The sequence below is a fragment of the Colwellia sp. 6M3 genome, assembly GCF_014077595.1.
In the GTDB taxonomy this organism is placed as follows: Bacteria; Pseudomonadota; Gammaproteobacteria; order Enterobacterales; family Alteromonadaceae; genus Cognaticolwellia.
Genome location: NZ_JACGWF010000001.1, coordinates 67,309 through 93,751, shown reverse-complemented (window position 1 = coordinate 93,751; position 26,443 = coordinate 67,309). Strand labels below are relative to the sequence as shown.

The 26,443-nt window shown below is 40.0% G+C and carries 23 protein-coding genes; 2 read left to right on the top strand and 21 right to left on the bottom strand.

Annotation, left to right across the window (positions count from 1 at the left end; genetic code table 11):
* Positions 1 to 137 precede the first annotated feature (137 nt).
* On the top strand, positions 138 to 374 hold the full coding sequence (yacG, locus tag H4J50_RS00425) for a DNA gyrase inhibitor YacG (RefSeq protein ID WP_108457253.1): 237 nt from the start codon (positions 138 to 140) through the stop codon (positions 372 to 374).
* A gap of 76 nt (positions 375 to 450) precedes the next feature.
* Here yacG and mutT read toward each other — a convergent pair whose 3' ends face one another.
* The 3 genes from mutT to H4J50_RS00410 form a co-directional block, all read right to left on the bottom strand.
* Complete coding sequence (mutT, locus tag H4J50_RS00420; protein WP_182253798.1) at positions 451 to 849, bottom strand: 8-oxo-dGTP diphosphatase MutT; 399 nt, start codon at positions 847 to 849, stop codon at positions 451 to 453.
* 184 nt (positions 850 to 1,033) lie between these two features.
* Complete coding sequence (gene secA / locus H4J50_RS00415; RefSeq protein WP_108457255.1) at positions 1,034 to 3,712, bottom strand: preprotein translocase subunit SecA; 2,679 nt, start codon at positions 3,710 to 3,712, stop codon at positions 1,034 to 1,036.
* A 126-nt stretch (positions 3,713 to 3,838) separates the two neighbouring features.
* The gene (locus tag H4J50_RS00410) at positions 3,839 to 4,735 is read right to left on the bottom strand and encodes a M23 family metallopeptidase (RefSeq protein ID WP_108457256.1); all 897 of its coding nucleotides are present in this window, start codon (positions 4,733 to 4,735) and stop codon (positions 3,839 to 3,841) included.
* Between the two features lie 32 nt (positions 4,736 to 4,767).
* Between H4J50_RS00410 and H4J50_RS00405 the strand changes: the two genes are divergently transcribed.
* Positions 4,768 to 5,229 carry a DUF721 domain-containing protein gene (locus H4J50_RS00405; RefSeq protein ID WP_108457257.1) on the top strand — a complete coding sequence of 154 codons (462 nt, stop codon included), beginning with the start codon at positions 4,768 to 4,770 and terminating at the stop codon, positions 5,227 to 5,229.
* A 175-nt stretch (positions 5,230 to 5,404) separates the two neighbouring features.
* On the opposite strand, the gene lpxC is transcribed toward H4J50_RS00405, so the two are convergent.
* The 18 genes from lpxC to H4J50_RS00315 form a co-directional block, all read right to left on the bottom strand.
* A complete protein-coding gene (gene lpxC, locus H4J50_RS00400) occupies positions 5,405 to 6,322 on the bottom strand; it encodes a UDP-3-O-acyl-N-acetylglucosamine deacetylase (protein ID WP_108457258.1) in 918 nt (305 codons plus the stop codon).
* A 136-nt stretch (positions 6,323 to 6,458) separates the two neighbouring features.
* Positions 6,459 to 7,622, bottom strand: coding sequence for a cell division protein FtsZ (gene ftsZ, locus H4J50_RS00395; RefSeq protein ID WP_108457894.1), 1,164 nt, complete (start codon positions 7,620 to 7,622; stop codon positions 6,459 to 6,461).
* An 81-nt stretch (positions 7,623 to 7,703) separates the two neighbouring features.
* Positions 7,704 to 8,939 carry a cell division protein FtsA gene (gene ftsA, locus H4J50_RS00390; protein WP_108457259.1) on the bottom strand — a complete coding sequence of 412 codons (1,236 nt, stop codon included), beginning with the start codon at positions 8,937 to 8,939 and terminating at the stop codon, positions 7,704 to 7,706.
* A gap of 5 nt (positions 8,940 to 8,944) precedes the next feature.
* Positions 8,945 to 9,718, bottom strand: a complete 774-nt coding sequence (locus H4J50_RS00385) for a cell division protein FtsQ/DivIB (RefSeq protein WP_108457260.1) — start codon at positions 9,716 to 9,718, stop codon at positions 8,945 to 8,947.
* A 3-nt stretch (positions 9,719 to 9,721) separates the two neighbouring features.
* Positions 9,722 to 10,657, bottom strand: a complete 936-nt coding sequence (locus H4J50_RS00380) for a D-alanine--D-alanine ligase (RefSeq protein WP_310733238.1) — start codon at positions 10,655 to 10,657, stop codon at positions 9,722 to 9,724.
* Positions 10,654 to 12,114: a UDP-N-acetylmuramate--L-alanine ligase gene (murC, locus tag H4J50_RS00375; RefSeq protein ID WP_182253794.1), complete on the bottom strand. Its 1,461-nt coding sequence runs from the start codon at positions 12,112 to 12,114 to the stop codon at positions 10,654 to 10,656. The genes H4J50_RS00380 and murC overlap by 4 nt, the downstream gene beginning before the upstream one ends.
* Positions 12,115 to 12,122: 8 nt before the next feature.
* Positions 12,123 to 13,229 carry an undecaprenyldiphospho-muramoylpentapeptide beta-N-acetylglucosaminyltransferase gene (gene murG / locus H4J50_RS00370; protein WP_108457261.1) on the bottom strand — a complete coding sequence of 369 codons (1,107 nt, stop codon included), beginning with the start codon at positions 13,227 to 13,229 and terminating at the stop codon, positions 12,123 to 12,125.
* Entirely contained in the window at positions 13,222 to 14,448 is a 1,227-nt protein-coding gene (gene ftsW, locus H4J50_RS00365; protein WP_239059217.1) for a cell division protein FtsW, read from the bottom strand. The genes murG and ftsW overlap by 8 nt, the downstream gene beginning before the upstream one ends.
* A gap of 35 nt (positions 14,449 to 14,483) precedes the next feature.
* Positions 14,484 to 15,878, bottom strand: a complete 1,395-nt coding sequence (gene murD, locus H4J50_RS00360) for a UDP-N-acetylmuramoyl-L-alanine--D-glutamate ligase (protein ID WP_310733236.1) — start codon at positions 15,876 to 15,878, stop codon at positions 14,484 to 14,486.
* Positions 15,879 to 15,888: 10 nt separating this feature from the next.
* The gene (gene mraY, locus H4J50_RS00355) at positions 15,889 to 16,971 is read right to left on the bottom strand and encodes a phospho-N-acetylmuramoyl-pentapeptide-transferase (RefSeq protein ID WP_182253766.1); all 1,083 of its coding nucleotides are present in this window, start codon (positions 16,969 to 16,971) and stop codon (positions 15,889 to 15,891) included.
* Positions 16,971 to 18,371 (bottom strand): UDP-N-acetylmuramoyl-tripeptide--D-alanyl-D-alanine ligase, encoded by a 1,401-nt coding sequence (gene murF, locus H4J50_RS00350; protein WP_182253764.1) that lies wholly within the window; start codon positions 18,369 to 18,371, stop codon positions 16,971 to 16,973. The genes mraY and murF overlap by 1 nt, the downstream gene beginning before the upstream one ends.
* Positions 18,368 to 19,966: a UDP-N-acetylmuramoyl-L-alanyl-D-glutamate--2,6-diaminopimelate ligase gene (locus H4J50_RS00345; RefSeq protein WP_182253762.1), complete on the bottom strand. Its 1,599-nt coding sequence runs from the start codon at positions 19,964 to 19,966 to the stop codon at positions 18,368 to 18,370. Before H4J50_RS00345 ends, murF begins: the two co-directional genes overlap by 4 nt.
* Entirely contained in the window at positions 19,959 to 21,716 is a 1,758-nt protein-coding gene (locus H4J50_RS00340; protein WP_182253760.1) for a penicillin-binding protein 2, read from the bottom strand. Before H4J50_RS00340 ends, H4J50_RS00345 begins: the two co-directional genes overlap by 8 nt.
* 20 nt (positions 21,717 to 21,736) lie before the next feature.
* Positions 21,737 to 22,051: a cell division protein FtsL gene (ftsL, locus tag H4J50_RS00335; RefSeq protein WP_182253758.1), complete on the bottom strand. Its 315-nt coding sequence runs from the start codon at positions 22,049 to 22,051 to the stop codon at positions 21,737 to 21,739.
* 15 nt (positions 22,052 to 22,066) lie between these two features.
* Positions 22,067 to 23,008, bottom strand: a complete 942-nt coding sequence (gene rsmH / locus H4J50_RS00330; protein WP_108457268.1) for a 16S rRNA (cytosine(1402)-N(4))-methyltransferase RsmH — start codon at positions 23,006 to 23,008, stop codon at positions 22,067 to 22,069.
* Positions 23,009 to 23,059: 51 nt separating this feature from the next.
* The gene (mraZ, locus tag H4J50_RS00325) at positions 23,060 to 23,518 is read right to left on the bottom strand and encodes a division/cell wall cluster transcriptional repressor MraZ (RefSeq protein WP_108457269.1); all 459 of its coding nucleotides are present in this window, start codon (positions 23,516 to 23,518) and stop codon (positions 23,060 to 23,062) included.
* Positions 23,519 to 23,790: 272 nt separating this feature from the next.
* Positions 23,791 to 24,900: an ABC transporter ATP-binding protein gene (locus tag H4J50_RS00320; protein WP_182253756.1), complete on the bottom strand. Its 1,110-nt coding sequence runs from the start codon at positions 24,898 to 24,900 to the stop codon at positions 23,791 to 23,793.
* Positions 24,897 to 26,429 carry an iron ABC transporter permease gene (locus tag H4J50_RS00315; protein ID WP_259366123.1) on the bottom strand — a complete coding sequence of 511 codons (1,533 nt, stop codon included), beginning with the start codon at positions 26,427 to 26,429 and terminating at the stop codon, positions 24,897 to 24,899. Before H4J50_RS00315 ends, H4J50_RS00320 begins: the two co-directional genes overlap by 4 nt.
* Positions 26,430 to 26,443: the final 14 nt, after the last annotated feature.

Below are 26,443 nucleotides of genomic sequence, written 5' to 3'. Positions count from 1 at the left end.
GCCCAATCAGCAGCCTAATTATAATTGTCGTAAGCTATAAAATTTAAAGCCGACTGCTTTTTATAGCCGCATAGTTAATTTTCTCTTATAATATCTATCTTTCTAATCGTTACTCATACCGACGGATTCAAATTAATATGGCACTAAAAGTTGCTTGTCCCACGTGTAAAAAAGAAGTTATTTGGCAAGAAGATAGTAAATATCGACCGTTTTGTAGTAAACGCTGCCAATTAATTGATATAGGCGATTGGGCTGATGAAAATCATAAAATTAGTCAACCTGTTCAAGGTGCTGTTGATTTGAATGAAGAAATGCTCGATGCACTAGAAGCCGAATTTCTCCAGCATAATAAGTTTTTCGTTGAACCAGAATAACAAACCTCAACACGCTTATTTTTATAAAACAATTAAAAATAAGCTGACAGCAAATAATAACTAAAACATGCAGTTATTATTGGTAAGTTTTTTGCAGCTTTTCAATAATTGCCTGATTAGCTGCAGGAAAGTTTAAAGCGTCAAATTCAGCTAAAGTAAACCAACCTGATTCTTGCCCTTCTAACGGTAATGGCTCGCCAGTAAAGTTATCCACTACAAATACATCTAACAATACCTTTTTGTCTCCGTAATCATGGCTAATTTGCATTAGTGATGTGCATGACAAAGTATCTATCGAAACTTCTTCTTTTAGCTCTCTATGAAGCGCTTGATGTACCGTTTCATTTTTTTCTACTTTACCACCTGGGAACTCCCACAAACCGCCCTGATGGCTATCCATTAAGCGCTTAGTAAGAAAAAACTTATTCTCAAGCTTGATCACACCAACAGCTACATGCACAATTTTTGTCATAATTTATCCTAAATTCCAGTTCAAAAGCTTTTATCCAGTACAGATGATATCTCATTTATGCTTGTTTGAAAGGTGATACGCTAAAACCCGGCCTACAAAAAAGTTCTTATGTTGAAATAGTGAACGGCTGAATATAAAAATGCCAGTCAATTGACTGGCATTTGGTTACGATTAATTCGCTAAGTATTTAAGTTAATTTACCGTGACACTGCTTATATTTTTTACCTGAACCACAAGGACAAGCTTCATTGCGACCCACACGCGGCATAGCTGCCTGTTCTGGCTCAGAAGCTGATTCATGTTTAAATTCTTTTGGCGCTTCATCTGCTTTTCTGTGTTGCTCTTCAACGGCTTCAACATCAGACTCAGCTCTAATTTGCACTTTACTTAAAATACCAATAACGTCATATTTTAAGTTATCTAGCAACTCAGCAAATAGCTCAAACGACTCACGTTTAAACTCTTGTTTAGGATTTTTTTGCGCGTAGCCACGCAAGTGAATACCTTGACGCAAGTGATCCATTGCCGCTAAATGTTCTTTCCAGTGCGAGTCTAAGCTTTGTAACATAACTGCTTTTTCAAATTGACGTAAAACTTCAGCGCCAACCATTTCTTCTTTCGCGATATAACTGGCTTCAACTTCTGCTAAAATTTTCTCACGCAAGGTTTCTTCATGTAACTTCTTATCTTCTTCTAGCCATTTTGCAATCGGTAGTTCAAGCGTAAGTTCACCTTTAAAGCGTTCTTCTAAGCCTTCAACATCCCACATTTCTTCCATCGATTGTGGTGGAATATGTTGTGCAATTAAGCCATTTACAACGTCTGCTCGTATCGCTTTGATAACGTCTGCAATATCAGCTTCGTCCATTAATTCGTTACGTTGCTCGTAAATAACTTTACGTTGATCATTTGATACATCATCAAACTCTAGTAACTGCTTACGAATATCGAAGTTACGACCTTCAACTTTACGTTGTGCGTTTTCAATACTTTTGGTCACCCAAGGATGTTCAATAGCTTCGCCACGCTCCATGCCTAATTTACGCATCATGTTAGTAATACGTTCTGAGGCAAAAATTCGCATTAAACCATCTTCCATAGAGAGGTAAAAACGTGTTGAACCAGCATCACCCTGACGACCTGAACGACCACGTAATTGATTATCTATTCTGCGAGATTCATGACGTTCAGTGGCAACAATATGTAAACCACCTACCGCTAATACTTTATCGTGCTCTTCTTGCCAGTCTGCTTTAACTTGTGCAATTTTATCTTCGCTTGGGTTTTCAAGCTTAGCCAACATAGTACTTAAATTACCGCCTAAGACAATATCAGTACCACGACCAGCCATATTTGTAGCTATTGTTACGGCTGCAATTTTACCTGCATCGGCAACAATTTCAGCTTCTTGCTGGTGAAACTTAGCATTAAGTACTTTATGCTTAATTTTTGCTTTCTTTAAAAATGAAGATAAGAATTCTGATGTTTCTATGCTGATAGTACCAACCAATACTGGTTGCCCACGTTCAACACAATCTTTTATATCTTCTAAAATAGCTTCAAATTTCTCTTCAGCAGTTAAATATATTAGGTCAGGTAAGTCTTTACGTACCATAGGCTGGTTAGTTGGAATAACCACCGTCTCTAGACCATAAATATGGTTAAACTCAAATGCTTCAGTATCAGCTGTACCTGTCATACCCGATAATTTATTGTAAATACGGAAGAAGTTTTGGAAAGTGATAGAAGCTAATGTTTGGTTTTCGTTTTGAATATTCACACCTTCTTTGGCTTCAACAGCCTGATGTAAACCTTCTGACCAACGTCGGCCTTCCATTGTACGACCTGTGTGCTCATCAACAATAACAATCTCGTCATCTTTTACGATGTAATCAACGTCTTTTTGAAATAGCTTATGCGCACGTAATGCGGCCATAACATGATGAAGCAAGGTAATGTTTGCTGCTGAGAAAAGTGAATCTCCTTGCTCCATTAAGCCTTTTTCGATCATGATTTCTTCAATGTGAACTTGACCTAACTCAGTCAAATAAATTTGTTTCGCTTTTTCATCAATAGTGAAGTCACCGGTACTTTCTTCACCTTCTTTATCTTCTTCTTCTTGCTGTACAAGTGTTGGTACGACAAGATTAATATTACGATATAGCTCTGAGCTATCTTCAGCTTGACCTGAAATAATAAGTGGCGTTCTTGCTTCATCAATTAAGATAGAGTCAACTTCATCAATCACGGCAAAGTTTAATGGTTTTTGAGCGCGCTCTTCTGGTGAAAAGGCCATGTTATCGCGAAGATAATCAAAACCGAATTCATTGTTGGTACCATAAGTAATATCTGAATTGTAAGCTGCTTGTTTATCTTGTGGTGCCATACCAGCGATGTTACAACCCACTGTCATGCCTAAAAATTCAAATAAAGGACGACACCAATCACCATCACGTGTAGCAAGGTAGTCGTTAACGGTAATAACATGCACACCTTTACCCGTTAAAGCGTTCAAATACGACGGTAATGTGGCGGTAAGTGTTTTACCCTCACCCGTACGCATTTCTGCAATCTTACCTGAATTAAGTACCATGCCGCCGATCATTTGCACGTCGAAATGACGCATACCAAATACGCGTTTACTTGCTTCACGAACTACAGCAAAGGCTTCAGGCAGAATAACATCTAGTTCTTCACCTTGCTCAACACGTTCTTTAAATTCAGTTGTTTTTGCTTTTAGTTCTTCATCACTGAGTGCTTCAAAAACCGGTTCTAGTGCATTTATTTTACTTACTTCTTTTTGCATTTGCTTAAGTAATCGATCATTACGACTACCGAACAATTTTGTCATTAAACTTACAAACATCGTGTTAAACCATATTGAGAAGAAAATCTTCCGCTGAAAATAAAATGATCGGTATAACCGATCACATAAACTTGCTTAGTATTGTAATCGCAGGAGTATTTTACACAACTGAAATTAGTGCTTAAGCTATTCTTTTGCTTTTCGATAAACGTATTTTTTTGGATCTATTTGTTTATTATTGTGTAAAATTTCATAATGTACGTGTGGACCTGTAGAGCGCCCTGTACTACCCATCTTAGCAATAACCTGACCTTTATTAACCACATCACCTACTGCAACGAGTATTTCTTTATTGTGCCCATAGCGAGTTTTTAAACTGTCACCATGGTTAATTTCAATTAATTGCCCATACCCGTAACGGTCACTTGCCCAACTTACAACACCTGATGCAGTCGCAATAATGTCGGCATCTTCTTTTCCGGCAAAATCTACACCTTTATGCATGGCAGCTTTGCCATTAAAAGGGTCTTTACGAATACCATAATATGAAGACAACCAACCTTTAACAATAGGTCGACCAGATAAATACCTTGTATTTTCTATATGGTGGCCAAAACTGACAGATTCAAGCATTTTTAATTGTTTTTCTTCATGTTCTAAGGTTTTTTCTAATGATGTTATGCTCAGCAGTAACTCCGTTAAGCTCTGTTGCTTATCTTCATTGCTCTGGATCATAGGCCCACCACTTGGTGGTGATTGCTGAAAGTTAAATTCGTTATCAGGAATATTAGCTTCTTCAGCTAAACGATCTCCAAGGGCATTTAATCTTAATACCTGGCTTTGTAACTCAGCTAATTTCATGGTGACAGCGGTTACTTGGCTATTTACCTTAGGCGCTTGGGTACTCGGTAGACTAGACATACCATATATTGGGTTTTGTGGTATGTCATCAGCAGAAATAACTAAATGAACAATAAAGCCAGATACGAGCGCAAAGGCTGTCAAAGCAGAAAACCAATGTAGCTTATTTAGCTTCATTGAAAATCTAACGTTCTTTCCACGGTATAGTAATGTTAAACTCATAATTCATTCATCGTATAGTTCAGAGCTGACTCATGGCAAGAAAATCTAGAATCCCTACAGACATGTCAGCGCTGTTTAATTCAACGTCAGGCACTTTGGCACAAATAGCCGCAAAAACCAACTCTTTAACAGTATTGTCAGACATTGTACGACAAATCTGCCCCGACCTACCAGCAGATGTGTGGAAAATAGCCAATTTCAGGGCAAACGCCATCGTTATTGAGGTTAATTCAGCGGTTTGGAGCCAGCGATTACAATTTGAAAAAGTAAATATTTGTCGTGAGTTAATTAAAGTTACCGACAATACTTATAATCAAGTCGAGATTAAAATCACACCATTTCGACCCAAAATCCCTGAAAAAACGATAATACCTAATGCGATTAATTCGACTATTTCGGCAGCAACTGCAGCTCATTTATTAAAAATTGCTGAAACTGCACCCGATAGTTTGCGCAAGAAACTTGAAAAACTAGCAGCACATGCAAAGAAATAATAGGACTATCTATTGTAACTAACAAAGAGCATATCAATAACGATTAGCAGTTCTTCACCTATGCATACCTTCATCTTATTACCTGAAAGTTTTTTGCTTAAAAAATCCCTTTTTTAGTTATAAAAAAACCAGTCATCGACTGGTTTTAATTGCTAAGTATTGAAAGGAAAATCTATTAAAAAGACGTTGCTTCAATCTCTTGATATTGAATAGGCGACTTAGCACTGTCTTCAAATGTCACCCATTCCCAACAATCAACTTGCTTAAATACTTCTCGTAGCAAGATGTTATTTAATGCATGACCAGATTTAAAGGCATTAAGTTCACCTAAAATACTAACACCGCTCATGTATAAATCACCAATGGCATCAAGAATTTTATGTTTTACAAACTCATCATCATAGCGAAGATCATCTTTATTAAGCATGCGATATTCATCTAACACAATAGCATTTTCTAAACTGCCACCGAGTGCTAAATTATGTGAGCGCAAGAATTCAATGTCTTTCATAAAACCAAAGGTGCGTGCACGGCTAATTTCTTTGATAAACGAACAACTTGAAAGGTCCATACTCATCGCTTGACAAGTATTTACGATTACAGGATGTTCGAATTCAATAGCGAAGTTTACGCGGAATCCTTCATAAGGCTTTAATTCGGCCCATTTATCACCTTCTTCAACGCGAATAGTTTTAGTAATGCGTAAAAAGCGTTTGGCAACATTTGATGTTTCAATGCCTACCGACTGTATTAAATATACAAACGGTAAAGCACTGCCATCCATAATTGGAATCTCAGGTGAGTCAACCTCAACAATAAGGTTATCAATACCTAAACCTGCAACAGCAGAAAGCAAATGTTCGACGGTGGAAATCTGAACACCTTGCTCATTCACTAAACATGTACAAAGGGTAGTTTCGCCCACAGCTTCCGGTGTCGCGGGGATATCGACAACGGGATCTAAATCAACTCGGCGAAAAATAATACCGGTGTTAGCAGGCGCAGGACGGAGAGTTATCTGCACCTTTTCACCTTTATGTAACCCTACACCAATGGCAGAGACACTTTCTTTTAACGTACGTTGTTTAATCATAAATAGCCTTCTTAAGCCTATATTTTATATTTATTAGCCGCCACTGATTTAAGCGGAGACGTAATATATCAAAAAAGCCTAACAAAATCAATATTCCAACTTTTATAGCATTATTAGCAAGCCAAATTAATCGCGATTAATCAGCTTGTTTGCGTAAAAATGCTGGAATATCTAAGTAATCATCAAGCTCTGTTGCCGCTACTTTTTGTGCTTGAGCATTTGCTTCTGGCATGGTTACCGGACTCGCTGATAACTCTGGTTGTGCGCTTGGAATATAATCACCACCAACCACTTGCGGTTCAGCAATAGGCGCAGGGTTAACTAGTGTTATGTCAGGCTTACGCTCTGCACCAATACCTGTTGCTACAACGGTAACTCGCAGATCTTCTGTCATTTCAGGGTCAATAACCGCACCAACAACTACCGTAGCATTTTCAGATGAAAAAGCTTTAACCATGTTACCTACAGTTTCAAACTCATCAATACTGATATCCATACCTGCAGTAATGTTGACCAAAATACCACGAGCGCCTGCTAAATCAACGTCTTCAAGTAACGGGCTAGAAATTGCGGCTTCTGCTGCTTCTTCTGCACGATCAGGACCAGATGCTGTACCTGAGCCCATCATTGCTGTGCCCATTTCAGACATTACCGTTCTAACATCGGCGAAATCGACATTTATGAGTCCCGGTCGAGTAATAAGTTCCGCAATACCTTGCACTGCTCCTAATAGAACATCATTAGCCGCTTTAAATGCATCTAATAAGCTTGTACCTGGGCCTAATACTTTTAACAGTTTTTCGTTTGGAATAGTGATCAATGAATCGACATTTTTTGATAAAAACTCAATACCTTGATCAGCATAATTCATGCGTTTTTTGCCTTCGAATGGGAAAGGTTTGGTTACTACTGCAACCGTTAAAATACCCATTTCTTTCGCAATTTCAGCTACTACAGGTGCTGCACCAGTACCCGTACCACCGCCCATACCTGCAGCGATAAATACCATATCAGCACCTTTAAGTGCTTCTTTAATGGTTTCTCTATCTTCTTCTGCACTGCGACGACCGATTTCTGGATTTGCGCCAGCGCCTAAACCTTTTGTAACATCGTGGCCAAGTTGTAAAGTAACATTCGCCGCTGAATTACGTAATGCTTGCGAGTCAGTATTTGCGGTAATAAATTCAACACCTTCTATGGTTTGTAAAACCATGTGTTCTACCGCATTACCACCACCACCACCAACGCCTATAACTTTGATGACTGCTTCTTCGTTATGATCTTCCATTAATTCAAACATTTTATTATCTCCGATTTTTATTACGTTTTGTTCCACCAAAACACTTTTCTTACACCTTTAATTAGCCGCTAATGCCACTAATTAAAATTCGCCTTTAAACCAAGCCAGTATTTTCGATCCGATACTACCAACTGACTCACTTTTCTTTTGTTCGTTACTTTGTTGCTGACTCGCCTGCATGCCGTAATGCAGCAAGCCAACAACCGTTGAGTATGTTGGGTCGTTTACATACTCTTTCAATCCACATACGTCAGAAGGTTGCGCTACACGAGCTGGCATTTGAAATACTTCTTCAGCAAACTCAACCACACCTTCCATTTTTGCGGTTCCGCCAGTTAATACATAACCTGCGGCAATTTGATCTTCTAAACCACACTCTCTTAATTCTTCTTGTATAAGTTCAAATAACTCTTGATACCTAGGCTCAACAACTTCAGCTAAGGTATGACGAGACATTGAACGCGCTGGACGTCCTCCAACACTGGGTACTTCAATGTTTTCTTCCATGCTCACCATTTGGCGCAATGCACAGGCATACTGCACTTTAATATCTTCAGCATGGCTTAACGGTGTGCGAAATATTTTAGCTATATCACTAGTGACTTGATTACCCGCTACTGGAATTACTGCCGTATGGCGTAACGCCCCGCCAGTAAAAACAGCTATATCCATGGTGCCTGCACCCATATCAACAACACAGATACCGAGCTCTTTTTCATCGTCAGTTAAAATGGCGTAGCTAGAGGCAAGTGCTGAAAAAATTAATTGGTCAGCCTTTAAATCGCAACGTTCAACACATTTAACAATGTTTTTAGCCATATCATTAGCACACGTTACAATATGAACTTTGGCTTCCATTCTTACGCCTGACATACCAATAGGACTTTTAATGCCATCTTGACAGTCAATACTATATTCTTGAGGTAATACATGTAACATCCGACGTTCAGCAGAAATAGGTACTGAACGCGCCGTATGAATCACGTTATCTACATCGTCCTGCATGACTTCTTTGTCATTAATTGGCACCATACCGTTTTCATTTTGACAACTGATATGCTTACCAGAAATGCCAAGATAAACTGAGGTAATATGACAATCAGCCATTAATTCAGCTTCATTAATCGCACGCTGAATGGACTGAATAACGAGGTTTAAGTCATTAACACCGCCTTTATCCATGCCACGAGCAGGTTGATTTCCAACCCCTACGATACTGAGCTGGTTATCAGGCGTGATCTCGCCAACAGCTACTGAAATTTTTGACGTTCCAATATCTAATCCAACCACTAAATTTCTTTCAGTTATTTTTGACATTCAGGCTAAACTCTTTCTTTATTATCCGAGGTCTTCCAACCAACGGCTAAACCGGTATCGTATCTCAGGTCAACGTAATCAACTTGTTGGCCTTCCTTTTTGTGTAATTTAATTTCTGGATAAATATCCATAAAACGCTGTATTCGTTCTACTCTATTATCTCGTCCTAAATCAATGGTAATGCCATCATTTAAGATTAGCTGCCAAGCAAAACGCTCAGTCAGCACTAATTCATCAATTGCTAATTGGCTAAAATCCAATAACTTGTTCAAATTTATAAAATTGTCTAATGCTATTTGCTCACTACCTTCTGGCCCAAAAAAGGCCGGTAATTTTTTGGCTAAGCGCTTTACATCCGCCTGAAAAGCCTTGCCATTAACATTTATTAAAAAGTCACCATTCCAATGAGCGATAGGCTTCTGATCTACCACATAGATCTTCAGTTCATCAGGCCACTTTTTACGTACAGAAACTGAATAAACCCATGGCAACATGGCCACTTTTTTCTGTACATCATTAACATCTAAGTTGAAAAAATTACCTAAGTTAACTTTTTCTATTGCACCTTCAATATCTGCACGCGTTGTATACGGCATTTCACCCGCTATAGCAATAGATGTAACAGGTGCCGACTCTTCAGCACTCAATTGTTTGTTTAAAAAAATACCAAACGATAAAATCGCAATAATAACCGCAACGAAAAACGTAACCCCTAACCAAAATGACCAATGCAGGTTTGAGAGCTCTTCCTTTAACGGAAGTTGTTGTGACGTTGCCATAACTTACGCGCTACCTTCCGCGCTTATTTCTACAATTTTTGTTACTAACTCACTAAAACTTAAACCAAATACTTTTGCAGCTTTAGGCACTAATGACGTTTCTGTCATACCTGGTACAGTATTTACTTCTAGTATCTGCCATTGTCCTTGGCTATCTCGCATGACATCAACACGTCCCCAACCTTTTGCACCCGTGGCGTTGAACGCCTTTAATGCTATCGATTGAAGTTCAACTTCGTCCTCATTTGAAAGTGAGCAAGGACAGTGATATTGCGTAGTATTAGATTTATATTTCGCATCGTAATCATAAAAATCGTTTGGCGTTTCCATATGAATTACAGGTAAAGCCGTTTGGCCTAAAATCGCAATCGTGTATTCAGGACCTTGAACCCAAGCTTCTACTAATATTTGGTGGTCATAGTTAAACGCGGCAATCAGCGCTTGATGCAATTCTTCGGCATTATTTGCCTTAGACATTCCTATGCTGGAGCCTTCATTAGCTGGCTTCACCATAACCATGTTACCTAGCTGTTGCAGAATTTTTTCTGCATCTGCCATTTGATATTGCGCTTTATCGACAATAGCAAAAGCCGCGGTAGGTAAGTTCAACGCTTGAAATACTTGCTTACTGCGAATTTTATCCATCGATAATGCAGAGCCCAACACATCAGAACCTGTGTAGGGAATATTCATATATTGCAATGCACCTTGTACACAGCCGTCTTCACCACCTCGGCCATGCAAGGCAATAAAAACTCGATCAATATCAAGCTTTACAAGATCGCTTAAACAGTAGTCTTGAGTATCAATAAGCTGTACTTTAAAACCAGCAGCCTCTAAGCCTTTAGCAACCGCGACACCTGAATTTAGAGACACAGCTCTCTCTGCTGATGTACCGCCATAAAGTACGGCTAACTTTTGTTCCATTAAAGGTTTCATGAGTTTGTCACCGTCAACTTTTCATCTGCAGCTAAACTACGCGCAATTGCACCAATATTTCCGGCACCTTGTGTAATAACCATGTCGCCATCTTGCAATTGAGCAGAGATTAGTTCGGCTAATTTATCACTGTCGCTAACATAAATAGGTTCTATTTGGCCACGTAAACGAATACTACGCGCTAAACTTTTACTGTCGGCATTGGCAATTGGCGCTTCGCCTGCAGCGTAAACATCAAGTAAAAATAAGCAATCAACTTCAGATAGCACTTCCACAAAGTCTTCATATAAATCACGGGTGCGCGAATATCTATGAGGTTGAAATACCATGATCAATCTTTTTTCAGGCCAGCCGTTACGCATTGCAGATATGGTTGCTTTCACTTCTGTTGGATGATGACCGTAATCATCAATTAGCATCATTTCGCCTTGCTCGGTTTGCAACGTTGCTAATTTTTCGAAACGTCTGCCTATGCCTGCAAAACCTTGTAGAGCTTGTTGAATAGCAATGTCGGCAACACCTTCATCAATAGCTACTGCAACACCTGCTAAGGCATTTAATACATTATGCTCGCCGGGCAAGTTAACACTTATAGCTAAAGGAGCACTGTCTTTACGTTCAACAACAAATGAACTCATACCGGCTGATTGTTGGTATTGTGTTGCCCTTACGTCTGCATCTTCGCAAAAGCCATAGGTAATAACTTGGCGACTAATACGCGGTAAAATTTCTCGCACGACTGGGTTATCTAAGCAAACCACGGCTAAACCATAAAAAGGTAAGTTATGTAAAAACTCGATGTAGGTATCTTTAAGTTTTTCAAAATCACCTTCATACGTTTCCATATGATCTTCGTCAATGTTTGTGATCACTGAAACCATAGGTTGTAAATGTAAGAATGACGCATCGCTTTCATCTGCTTCAGCAATTAAATAACGGCTACTACCTAAACGAGCATTCGTTCCAGCACTATTTAGTAAACCGCCAATAACAAAAGTAGGATCTAAATTTGCTTGTGCAAAAATACTGGCAATTAAGCTTGTAGTGGTGGTTTTACCATGTGTACCGGCAATGGCAATACCATGACGAAAACGCATTAACTCGGCTAACATTTCAGCTCTTCGAACAACAGGGATACGTTGCTCGTATGCTGCAGTCAGTTCAGGATTTTCACTATCAATAGCGGTTGAAACCACAATAACACTGGCGCCAGAAACATTATCAGCGTGATGGCCTATAGTTACCTTTGCACCTAAAGCCATTAGTCGTTTAACGACTTGGTTTTCTCCAATATCAGAGCCAGTAATTTGATAACCTTCATTTAACAATACTTCAGCAATACCACCCATACCCGCGCCACCAATACCAACAAAGTGGATGGTTTTCACACGGCGCATTTCTGGCACCCTGTTATTGCTCAGGTTTGATACAGTATTTTTGTCATTTTGTGCTGTCATTAATTTACTCATATTTTTGCTACTTCAATACAAGCCGATGAAACGAGATTCGTTGCATCAGCATGGGCAGCGTTGTGTGCAGCTTTAGACATTTGCTGCACTACTTTATCTGATATAAACAGGCTATTTAGCGTTTGCCCTAGTGTGGTGCCATTAAACTCTTTTTGTGGAATTAACTTTGCCGCGCCACAATTAACTAAATACATAGCGTTTTTAGTTTGATGATCATCAACCGCATGTGGCAAAGGTACAAATATTGCCGGTTTTGCTGCCATGGCTAATTCCGACACAGTAAGTGCACCTGCTCGACAAATAACAACATCGGCCCATTCATAAGCTGCTGCCATATCTTCAATAAATTCTGTTACCTTGACCTTTTCTTCAGGTAATCCGTAATCTTGATAACTTTTTAGTACGGCTTGTTCATTACCGCCGCCTGTTTGATGCCAAACATCAATACTTTGCACCTTGATTTGATTCATCGCTTGCGGCACTACATCATTCAGTATCTTTGCCCCTAAACTTCCGCCAACAACTAACACTTTTTTACTGGTAGCAGGCTGTGCAGGAACAACATTTTTTATGGCAATAATATCGCTACGTAATGGGTTGCCAACGACTTTAGAAGTCACTCTTTTACTAAAAGCTCCCGGAAACGCACTTAAGGTTGTCGTTGCTAAATACGAAAGAAAACGGTTACTCATACCTGCAACGGCATTTTGTTCATGCAATACCAACGGAATTCCTAGTAGCCAAGCAGCTACTCCACCTGGAGCACTTGCGTAGCCTCCCATTCCTAACACAACATCTGGCTTAACTTTGCGTAAAATCTGGATAGACTGCATAACAGACTGCATAATTTTAAACGGTGTTTTCAACCATGTTTGCCAGTTTTTATTACGCACGCCTGCCATGTTTATAAATGAAATTGGATAGCCATTTTTAGGCACCAAATCGGCTTCCATTCGCTGAGCCGTGCCCAGCCAATGGATATTCCAACCTTGTTTTACCAGTGCATCTGCAACAGCAATGCCTGGGAATATGTGTCCGCCGGTTCCACCTGCCATTACGAGCAGTGTTGGGCGTTTAACTTCATGACTTACTTGTTCAGTCATTGCCGCCCTCGATAATTTTAGTTTTCTTCACTTTACTTGATTTCTTCTTAGTGCTTTTATGAGTACCAGTAGCGCGACTGGTTGCTTGAATACTTTGTAATCTTATTTCGTGATCTATACGGATTAAAACGGCGACCGCCATAGTCATAATGATCATGGAACTACCACCATAACTTATTAGTGGCATGGTCAAACCTTTGGTCGGTACTATGCCTGCACTAGCGCCTATATTTACCGCTGCTTGAAAACAAAACCAAATACCAATTGCGTAAGCAAAAAAACCTTCAAAATACTTCTCTTGATTAACGGCTTTTCTACCTAATAATAAAGCCTTAAAAACCAAGCTCATGCTTAAGATTAAAATAACGCTTATGCCGATAAAGCCAAATTCTTCTGCAAGCACAGCCATAACAAAATCGGTATGTGCTTCAGGGAGATATTCTAATTTTTGTACACTATTGCCAAGGCCTTGACCAAATGTTTCACCGCGACCATAAGCCATTAACGATTGTGTTAACTGATAACCGCTGCCAAAAGGGTCTTTCCATGGGTCAAGAAAGCCCGTCACCCTGGCCCAGCGATACGGAGAGAAATACGCTAGCATTGATAATAATGTGACCCCTACACCTGAAATAGCTATAAATTGCCATAACTTAGCACCGGCTAGAAACAATAAGCCAAAGGTGGTGACAAACATCACGATAATGGTGCCTAAATCTGGTTGCATTAATAACAAACCACTTAACGCTCCAAAAACGATTAATGGTTTGGCAAAACCTTTAACGTTTTCCATGACTTCATCACGTCTTCTCACTAGGTAGGCAGATAAATAGCAAAAGAAAAACAACTTTGCTGGCTCTGCCGCCTGTATCGTTATCGGTCCAATGGCGATCCAGCGTGTAGAGCCATTAACATTTCGGCCAACGACTAAAACAACAACCAGTAAAACAATGCCCAATATCAATAAATTACTGCTAAATTGATGCCAGCGCTGCATTGGAATTTGTAACGTTAGGCCTGCAACTCCTAAACTTAATACGATATAAATCATATGTCTGACGATGAAATGGAATGGGTTTTCAAATAATCGCTCGGCAATTGGCATTGAAGAACTTGCCACCATAATTAAACCTATCATGTACATACTAAGTGCAAGTAATACATAGCTGCGATCAAAGGTGGCAACCGAGCGAGACTCAACTTGTAGCCAGGTTGGCATTGTCCACTGTGACAAGTTTGCAAAAGAAACCGACATTACACAGGCTCCTTTTGCGTTAGCACCGACTTTATAAATACAACACCGCGTTCAACATAATTTGAAAACATATCTAAACTGGCACAAGCTGGTGATAATAAAACCATATCGCCTGCGTTAGCCTGATTTTTAGCCAGCGAAACTGCTGCTGATAAGGTCTCAACATGGGTCGTTGTACTGGCTTGATTTGGTAATCGTAATGAAGCAATAGCGCGTCCGTCTTTACCTAATGTGATCAAGTAATCAACGTGTTGTGTCAGCGCTTGTGTTAGCGGAGAAAAATCAGCACCTTTGCCATCACCGCCAGCAATCAAAATCAGTTTATTGTTTTTTAATGTCGGTGATAGCCCTTCAATAGCGGCAAGTGTTGCACCAACATTAGTGGCTTTTGAGTCGTTTACCCAACAAATGCCATCGGTTGTTTCAATTACTTCGCAACGATGTGCAAGGCCTTTAAAGGTTATTAAGCTTGCTAGCATCGCAGCGACATTCCAGCCCGCACATTTTCCTAAAGCCAATACCGCTAGATAATTAACCGCATTGTGAATACCTTGTAATGGTAACTCTGTTAATGAACATAACGCTGTTTCACCGTCCATTAAGTGCACAACACCATCAATATCAGCTAAACCAAAATTTGCATTTTGTGCTGAATCACAGCCAAAGCTTAACTGTTCAGTGTTAGTAAAACTTTCATTGGGTTTAGTTGATTCATCGTCACGATTAAAAATTGCATAACGTGCGTTTTGATAAATTTTTTGCTTAATCGTAGCATAATTTTCTATGGTTTTATGGCGATCTAAATGATCATCGCTGATATTTAATATGGTCGCTGCTAAGGCTTTCATGCTTTTAACTGTTTCAAGCTGAAAGCTTGACAGTTCTAACACCATAAAATCAGCGGCTACTTCATCTATTTGATCAAGCACTGGCAAGCCAATATTTCCACCCAACTGCACATGATAGCCTAGTGCGTTACCAACATAATTTAGCATTGAAACCACGGTAGATTTACCGTTTGAGCCAGTAACGGCAATAATTTTCGTATCACTTAAGCGACAAAATAGTTCTATATCGCCAATAACATCACAATTTTTTGCAATAGCATGGCTAATTTCAGGCACTGAAATATCAATACCTGGACTGACAATTAACACTTCTGCTTGGGCGATCAATGCAGAGTCCCACTGCCCAAGTACCAAAGTATTATCTGCAAATTGATGTTTAAAGTCACCGGGCGAAATAGGCATTGCTCGACTATCGTTTACGGCAAATGAAATTTGATGACGATGTAAAAAACGCGCGCACGACAATCCTGTGATCCCTATACCTAAGATCACGATTCGCTTATTTGCTAATTGTGTCGTTACCGACTGATGCAAATGTTTATTCACGCGTTTATATTTACCTTAATTTCAGAGTGGCTAAGCCAATCAAAACTAACACTAAAGAAATTATCCAAAAGCGAACAATCACTCTTGGCTCTGGCCAGCCTTTTAATTCGTAATGATGATGAATAGGCGCCATACGGAATATGCGCTGACCACGCAATTTGTATGAACCCACTTGTAAAATTACCGATAGCGTTTCAATAACAAATACACCACCCATAATAAATAACACTAATTCTTGTCTCACCAATACAGCAATAACACCCAATGCAGCACCTAAAGCAAGTGAGCCAACATCCCCCATGAAAACTTGCGCAGGGTATGTGTTAAACCACAAAAATCCTAAGCCTGCACCAACAATTGCCGTACATACCACCACCAGCTCACTGGCTAAGGCAATGTGTGGAATATGTAAGTATTCAGAAAAGTTTGCATGGCCTGTCATGTAAGCAAATACCGCGAAAGCGCCTGCTACCATAATGGTTGGTACAATAGCTAAGCCATCAAGACCATCGGTTAAGTTAACCGCGTTACTTGTACCGACAATAACGAAATACACTAAACCGATATAAAGCAAGCCTAACTGCGGTAAAACATTTTTCACAAATGGAATGAGTAACGTTGTTTCTTCAGGGCTTTGGGCAAATTGATATAAGAATATTGCCGTAGCTAAACCAATAACCGTTTGCCAGAAATATTTCCAGCGGGCAATTAAGCCATTAGAGTCTTTGCGAATAACTTTACGGTAATCATCAACAAATCCAATCAAGCCAAAACTAGCTATTACAAATAACACCACCCAAACATAGGTGTTAGTTAGATCGGCCCACAATAAAACGCTGACTACGATAGACGCTAATATTAATAGCCCACCCATGGTAGGTGTTCCCGATTTAACTAAATGGCTTTCTGGACCATCATCGCGAACCGTTTGACCTATTTGCATATTTTGTAATGCTCGGATCAATTTAGGGCCAAAATATAACGAGATAATCAACGCAGTAAGAGTTGAAATAATGGCTCGAAATGTTAAATACGAAAAGACATTAAAAAATGAATAATACTGAGTGAGATACTCACCTAACCAAAGTAACATTATGCCTGCTCCTGCATAGTCTGACTGTTATGCCATTGAATAATATCAGCTACTACGTATTCCATATGAGCACTGCGCGAACCTTTTACTAAAATAGTCACTTGTTGTTTTTCATCTTGAAGTAACTGTTGTAAACGTGACAATAAATTCTCTCTACTACTAAAATGTTGAGCTTGTTTTTGCTGCCCTTGATAAAAAGCATCAGATGCATTTTGACTTAGCACGCCTAAGGTCAACAAATCGTCAATTTGCTTGTCTTTTGCATGCTCGCCAACCTCTTGATGATATCGGCGTGCTTCTGAGCCTAGTTCGCCCATATCACCAAGAATAAGGATTCTACGCCCTGGGTAACTGGCTAATAAATCAGATGCAGCATTAATTGATTCGACGTTAGCATTGTAAGTATCGTCAATTAATTTAGTTTGCTTATTAAGTTGATGTAAATTTAGACGTCCTTTAACTTCAGCCATTTTTGCTAAACCTAAGCGAATATCTTCTAAACTAGCACCAAATTCTAATGCGATAGTTGCTGCCGCAACAGCATTGCAAACGTTATGATGACCAGGCACGGTCAACGCAATTGAAGTACTGCCTACTGGTGTTGTTAAAGTGAAATTTGCACAACCGTTTTCGTCTAAAGTCTCTTGATGACTGTAACAGTCAGCGACATCTTTACAGGAAAATTTCAGGACTTTTTTGTCAGCTAAGCGCCACAGCCATTTATCTGCCCATTGAGTGTCTTGATTATAAATGGCAACGCCACCGGTATTTAAGCCAGAAAAAATTTCACCTTTAGCGCGAGCCACACCACATAAATCGCCAAACCCCTCTAAATGCGCTGCGGCAATATTATTAATGATGGCTACATCGGGTTTAACCAATGCGGAGGTATATGCAATTTCACCCAAATGATTTGCACCTAACTCTACGACAGCAAAATCATGTTTATCTTCTAAACGTAATAGTGTTAACGGCACACCAATATCGTTATTAAAGTTACCTTTCGTCGCAAGCACATTACCTAAATGACTTAAAATTGCCGCCACCATCTCTTTTACGGTGGTTTTGCCACTACTACCGGTTATAGCAACCGTTTTCGGCGCAACTTTTGCTTTTACATAAGCTGCAATTTCACCCAGTGCTATGTTAGTGTCTTTAACCACAACTTGTGCAATAGTAAGATCTGCTTGCGCTTTTTGAACGATTACCGCGCTACAGCCCAATGTACTTGCTTGGCTTAAGAATTTGTGTCCGTCAAAGTTTGGCCCTTGCAATGCTAAGAAAACATCACCAGGTTTTAATGCACGACTATCCGTACTTATGGCATGAATTGTTAAGTCTTCACCTATAAGTTCACCATTTATCACTTGTGACAGTTCAGTTAAGGTTAACGCAATCATACCGTTACCTCTTTTTCTGAAGAGTAGAATGCTTTAACTACTGCACGTTCGTCATAATGGCGTTTTTCATTATCAAAAATAATGTAATCTTCATGGCCTTTTCCAGCGCAAAGCACAACATCATTGGCATCCGCTTGTTGTAAAGCCGTGGATACTGCCGTTGCTCTATCTAGTATTTTTTCAAAACGTGTATTTTTATCTAACCCTGCAATAATATCTGCAGCTATGGCTTCAGGGTCTTCGCTGCGCGGGTTGTCATTGGTAATGATCATGCAATCTGCTTTGCTTTCGGCAACTTTAGCCATTAACGCTCTTTTGCCTGTATCTCTGTCACCACCGCAACCAAATACTAACCATAACTTACCTTGGCAATGTAATCGGCAAGCATCTAAAGCGCTGGCTAATGCATCTGGGGTATGCGCGTAATCAACTACGGCTGTAGGTTTACCTTGTAAGGAAAATGACTCCATGCGACCAATAATGGGCACAAGCTGAGTAATCGCTTTAGCAATTGTCGCAAGGGCTATTTTTTCGACCATTAACACGGCAATAGCAGCAAGCAAGTTCTCAACGTTAAAGTCACCTAATAATTGGCTGTTAATTTCACATTTGCCTTGGTCAGTAACCAGCTGGAAACAAACACCTTGAGGATAATGTTTAACATCTAGTGCTTGTGCGAAGCGCTGATAACTAGCAACATTGGCGTTTCGTCCATAAACAACAATAGCTTGAGTACTTGGCCAATTTTCTAACCATTTTTGTGCTTGCGCGTCGTCGCCATTGATCACCGCTACTTGCTTATTATCGCCAGTAAATATAGCTTTTTTTGCTTCAGCATAAGCGGCCATGGTTTGATGATAATCTAAATGGTCACGACTCAAATTTGTAAAAACGGCGGTATTAAATAAGGTTGCATTAACACGTTTTTGCGCTAAAGCATGCGAAGATACTTCCATAGCAACATCGGTAATTTTATTGTCGGCAAATAACGCCAACAATTGATGCAACTCAGTTGCGCCCGGCGTGGTGTTTTCAATCGTATGTAATTGTGCCAACTTACCCGCGCCATTGGTGCCAATAACTGCACAGTTTTTCTGACAACTATCGAGTAAGTTCGCAATAATTTGGCTCGTGCTGGTTTTACCATTAGTACCGGTAATACCGATAATATTTAACAATTTTTGCGGTTCGCCATAAAATACTTTTGCAACATTGAACAAATTATCATTCAGCTGGAAATAACTTAATACTGGCGTTTCTTGACCTGAGGCTTGTCCAAGCCATGTCAATTTTCCATGTTCGGACGACTCAGTTGTTTCTTGTAATATCATTGCACAATTCGCCGATAACGCTTGTACCGTATATTCACGGCCGTCACGTAAACTGCCAATAACCGCGCAAAAAACATCGCCCGACGTTAACGCCCTCGTGTCGTTAACTAAATTAGCTCTAGTTGAGTTAAAGTTTTGAGAAAACTGTGTTGCTAATTGCCTTAAATCATTAGCCGCAAGCGTAATTTCACCAAAGCTTAAAACCGCTTCAATGGCGGCAAAATTTGTCGGTGCAGTAGAAACGGTTAAAGCGTGATCAAACATGGTCACGCTCCTTAGGTACACTTTCAATTTTTTTCTCTGCTTTTACAGAGGTCACTCGCGTGTTCGCATCAGGCGGGACATTGAGCAGCCGCAGCGTGCCCTTCATAATTCGAGAAAACACCGGCGCGGCAACTTCACCACCGTGATATAAATCACCGCCAGGGTCATCAATAACCACAACCACGGCAATTTCAGGATCTGAAATAGGGGCGACTCCAGCAAATAAGCCTACATAATCATTGCCATATCCACCGGCAAACGCTTTAATTGCCGTACCACTTTTTCCACCAACACGATAACCGTCAACTTTCGCTACGGTATAATGTTCATTAACCACTTGCTCTAACATTTCAACCACATTTTGACTATTTTCAGCTGAAAAAATACGTTCATGCTTTTGCTGCGCTAATGATTCTTTGTCTTGTTTTAAAATAGTTAACGGTGTTTTAATGCCACCATTCGCTAATGTTGTATAAAAACGTGCCAGTTGAATTGGCGTAATTGCGACACCATGCCCCCAAGATAGCGTAGCCAATTCAAACTTTGACCACCGTGCTCTATCGTGCATCATGCCAGAGCTTTCACCTACCAGCCCAGTGCCTGTATCTTCAGAAAATCCCGCGTCAAAAAACTTATCAATTAAATAATCTTTTGGCACCGATAATGCCAATTTAGTGGTACCCATATTAGATGAGTGCACCAATAATTCTGCTAAAGTGATTTTACCAAGATAGCGAGGATCAGAAACACGACTCCCTCCTAAACGCATCCAACCTGGGTAGGTATCAACAATACTGTCTTTTTTTACGCTACCAAATTCCAAAGCGGTTAAAACTGTTAACGGCTTCATGGTCGAACCTGGCTCATAAATATCGGTAATCGCACGGTTACGAAAACGATGAATTGCCACACCTGAACGATTATTTGGATTGTATGATGGACTATTAACAAGCGCTAAAACTTCGCCAGTATTTACATTGGTAACAACAGCAGAGCCTGATGTGGCTTTAAATGCTTTAACCGCGCCTTTTAATTCACGATAAGCAAGAGCTTGAATACGTTGGTCGATACTTAAGGTAATTGTTTTAGGTTGGGTAGACGCTTTAACTGATAAAATTTCAATCTTGCGGCCTTTGGCATCTTTACGATACTTTTTCTCGCCATCTTCACCGGTCAACAGTTGGTCATAAACGCGTTCTACGCCTTCAATACCTTTATCATCAACATTAGTAAAGCCAACAATATGCGCGCTTATTTCACCTGCGGGGTAAAAACGTTTAGATTCTTTACGTAAATGAATACCCGGAATTTTTAACTCTTGAATATAGTTTGCCATTGCTGGCGCTACTTTACGCTCGATATAAACAAAGCGTTTTCGAGGGTTTTTCGTCACGCGAACTTTTAACTTATTCACGTCTTGACCTAATACATCAGCCAGAGCCTGCCAATGTTCAGTCATCGATAACGCATTTGTGTCAAAAATAATTTTAGGATCAGCCCAAACGGTTTCCACAGGCACACTGATCGCCAGTTCATGACCATTACGGTCAACAATAGAACCGCGTTGCACTGTTTTTGTATTGGTACGAAGCGAGCGATTGTCGCCTTGCTTTTTCAGCATGTCGGGTTCAAATACTTGAATGTAAGCAGTACGAGCCATCAAACCTGCGTAAATCAGCACAACAGCGCCTAACACAACGTAAAAACGCCATGCTACCGTGTTTGGATTATATTGTGCTGGTTTTTTCATTGCCTACCCGTGCTAATAAATCATGGTAATTTAATTATAATTTCCGAGCTTGCGTCTGGTCTGGTCATATTCAGTTGCTTCTCTGCGCTACTTTCAATCGCGCTATGTTCTGCCAAACTATTTTGCTCTAGAACCAAGTTGCGCCACTCATTTTCTAAAGCGTCACGCTCAGTTAATAATATTTCAATTTTACTGGTAGTAAGCCTATTTAAGTGGGTGAAATAAATCACCGAAAACGCAGAAATCAATACCAATAATAAAATGCCATAAACCAAAAAATGACGGCGAATGTCATGCCAAATATCAAGCGTTAACACAACTTTTTGGTTTGCCATACTAATGCGCCAAAGTTAGCGTACTAGTCTCTGAGCAACTCTAAGTACTGAGCTACGAGAACGCACATTTTCTTCCACTTCATCTTTCGTTGGTTTTAACTTGCGGCCAATTAAGCTCAAGTTTTTACCTTTGTTTAATTCTGCTTCACTGATTGGCATACCACGAGGTACTTTTTTACCTTGTGAATGCTTTTTCATAAACTGCTTCACTAAGCGATCTTCAAGCGAATGAAAGCTAATCACAACCAAACGGCCATCTGTTGCTAATACTGACAAGGACGCAGCCAACACTTGCTCAATTTGCTCTAATTCACTGTTGATATACATACGAATTGCTTGAAAGCTTCTCGTTGCAGGATGCTTTTTAATTTCTCTTTGTGGCGCTGTTTTCTTAATGAGTTGCGCTAATTGCCCGGTGCGTGTCAACGCGGTAACTTCGCGCTCGTCGACAATCGCATTGGCAATGCGCCATGCATGTTTTTCTTCACCAAAAGTTCGAAGCACCCACGTAATGTCTTCAACATCGGCAACGGCTAGCCATTCAGCGGCTGTTTGGCCACGTGATGTATCCATACGCATATCAAGCGGGCCGTCTTTCATAAAACTAAAGCCACGTTCTGCTTCATCTAGTTGCGGAGATGACACGCCTAGATCCAATAAAACACCATCTATTTTTTCAACTAGCTGATGTTTTTCTACAATCATTTCTAAATCAGCAAAACCATGATGTTCAATAATAAAACGTTCATCGTTAGCATACTTTTCTGCAGCGGCTATCGCTGATGGATCACGATCTATCGCAATCAAACGACCTTTAGGTCCTAAGTTTTCAAGAATTAACCCTGAATGCCCGCCACGACCGAAAGTACAGTCGATATAAATACCATCTGGTTTAATCGCAAGTCCTGTAATCGACTCGGCAAGTAGTACTGAAATATGTGCATTATCGTGTTGCATTATGAGTTTATCGACACCCTATAATTTTCATTATTTTCGTGGTTTGATTTATCATAGCGACAAATCAAGAAGTCGGTCAGTGAGCTCTATTTCACCTGACTGAATTTTAGCAATACCTTGCTGCATTTGATCTTGCCATGCATTTTCGCTCCAGATTTCAAACTTTCTTAACTGTCCAACAAGCATCAAGCCTTTTTCTAAGCCAGCATGTTGTCGCAGTGGGCCATTAATTAATAAACGACCGCTTTTATCAATTTCACAATCTGAGGCATTGCCTAATAGCACTTGTTGTAACAGTCGCTCTTGTGGGTTCATACTTGATAAGCCACAAAGCTTTAATTCTATTTCTTCCCATTCAGGAAGCGGGTATAACAATAAACACGGATGTTGAATATCAACAGTACAAACCATTTTTCCTTGGCAATCGGCAAACAGCTCCTCGCGGTACCTTGTAGGTATCGTGATTCTATTTTTGCTGTCGAGCGTTATAGCGCTAGTGCCTCTGTACATAATCCACTTTATTAGTTTGGGATCACCTTTGATCCACTAATTCCCACTTTTTACCACAATGATACAGTTTAGTGAGTAAAGTCAACTTATGTCAAGCAAAGTTTTGTAATTTGAACGCGCTGAGTGCCTAGAAAATAAAGGCTTTTAGGGAAGTGAATGAATTTGTGGGCTTTTGTGGATCGGTTGCCCAACTTGGCCCGAAAAATTAATAATTTTTGGCTAAAAATACTATTTTACTGTCACAGATCAGCGACAGTGGTAATAAAATCACCCTATAAGTGGCTATTTTCAACCGCATATAAATGAAAGTTATCGGCTTTTAATCGCACCGATAATCCATCACCTAATCTGTGAAGCTCTTGGCTATAATAACTTAACTGAGTAAAGGATAATGCAACATTTTGTTCAGTGCTGCGCAATAAATAGTGAAAACCTTGTTCTGTCACACTCACGTGTTCAATAACGACATTAGGTTTCTGCTGCTGACATAACTCGACATGATTAGGCTTTATTAATAACTGATAACTCAGTGCTTTATTAGCCGTATTATTTGTTGTTTGTTGTAAAATATTTTCAGATTCAATATCTCCAATAAGTGTAGATACTGATGCAGAGTGCTCATTTTCAAGTAAAGTAACCGGTAGCCAGCTGCCCAGTTGTAAAAAGTCAGCAACTTGCCAACTATTGGGATGCTGACAAACACTGGCAGGCGATCCCATTTGCAATACTTGCCCCTGATGCATAACGGCAATTTTATCTGCAAATGTAAACACTTCGTCTTTATTGTGAGTAACGAAAATAGCGGTCATACCTAAGCGTTTTAATAGCTGCCTTATTTCAATCATTAACTCATTACGCAATCTCGCGTCAATATTTGAAAATGGTTCATCAAGTAGCAGTAAACTGGGCTGTGGCGCTAACGCTCTTGCAATTGCAACACGTTGTTGTTGGCCACCAGATAGTTGATGCGGGTATCGTTGCCCAAATGCTGATAACTCAAGCAAGGTTAATAATTCCTCACAACGCGATTTTTGCTCTAGCTTGGTGAGGTTTTTAAGCCCAAAGCAAATATTTTCATTAACGTTTAAGTGTGGGAATAATGCGTAATCTTGAAATATCATACCAATATTACGCTGCTCTGCTGGCAACATATTATCGATAGTTACTTGTATTGACGGTTTATGGCTAGTGTTAATTTCAATGGTGCCAGTACTTTGTGCAATAAAACCCGCCAACGTGTTGAGCAACGTAGTTTTGCCGCATCCACTAGGGCCAACAAGCCCTAAAATCTCACCTTTTCCCAGTGATAAATTAACGTTAGAGAGGATGCTTTTAGATTGTAATTCGACCGCTAAATTTTCAATATTAATAAGTGGCTTCACTCGCTGTCCTTCTGGCGGTTAAGAAAAATAATGGGTAATAAACCAAACAAAACAATCAAGATAGCACCTAACGCCCCTTGTTCTAGGCGTTCGTCGGAAATTAGCTGATATATCTGCGTACTTAAGGTTTCAAAATTAAACGGGCGTAATAATAACACAGCAGGTAACTCTTTCATTGCTTCAACAAACACTAACAGCCAAGCAACCAAAATTGATGATTTTAATAACGGTAGATGTACCCGAAAAATAGCCGGTAAAGTTTTTACGCCTAAACTGCCAGGCGCGAGATCAAGCGATTTAGGTATTTGGCTAATGCCTGCGTTTATCGTGCCATTAGCTATAGCAGAAAAACGTACTACAAATGCAAAAATAATGGCGAAGACCGTACCCGATAGAATTAACCCCGGCGCTTGAAAACTTAGCGCTTTGGCAATGTCGTTAATGAGATGATCTAAAGGACCAAAAGTAGCTAACATAGCCATGGCAAGTACCGTACCGGGAATAGCATAACCAAAGCCAGAAATTTGCACGGGTATCATGCGGCCGCGACTTTGATGTAATCGTTGAAATAAAGCCAGCGTCAGTGCAATTAAAGTGGCTATAGTCGCACTATAAACCGCAATTTCAATACTATTTTTACCGGTAGCAATTAACGCAATCAACTGATGATAATCAGCATAATCTATTGCCATAATAATGAGTAACGTTAACGGCAATAAAAACCCAGCAATCACCAAGAACCAACAAAAAATACTGGCCAGTATTTGTTGTCCAAAAGTCAGCTGCTTTAGCTGATGCTCTGTATTTGGTCGACTTGATTGATGACGTTGCCCTGCTCTAGCTCTTTGTTCGGCAACCACAATAAATAAAATAAATAACATCAGTACACTAGCTAAGGCGTTCGCCGCGCCAAAATCACCATAACCTAACCAGGTATCATAAATAGCCGTCGTTAAGGTATTTACAGCAAAGTATTGTACGGTAGCAAAATCGGCGAGTGTTTCCATGATCACTAACATTAGTGACACGGCAATAGCGGGTCGTGCTAATGGTAACGCTATCTGATAAAAGCTTTGTCGTTCGGTGCAACCTAATAAGCGACTTGCTCTGAACAGGTTTCTGTCTTGCTGCTCAAAAGCGGTACGTGTCAGCATGTAGACATAAGGAAACATCACCAATGAAATGACAATTGCCGCGCCACCTATGGTTCTAATGTCAAAAAAGTAATAATCATTGGGGGATTGCCAATTAAACCATGCACGCAATACACGTTGCACAGGTCCAGCATAATCAAATAAATCAGTATATAGATAAGCAACTAAGTAAGCCGGCATCGCCAGCGGTAGCATTAATAGCCACCTTAACTGCTTAGCCATGACGATATTAGTTTGACTAATAAGCGCTGCAGCGGGCACACCAAAACAAAATGAAAGCAATGCGACCAACACGCCAAGTATAATGGTATTTTGGATATACTCTGGTAATACCGTAGCCCATAAATGCGAAAAAAGGTCGCCTGAATCACTCATGCTACCTATTAGCA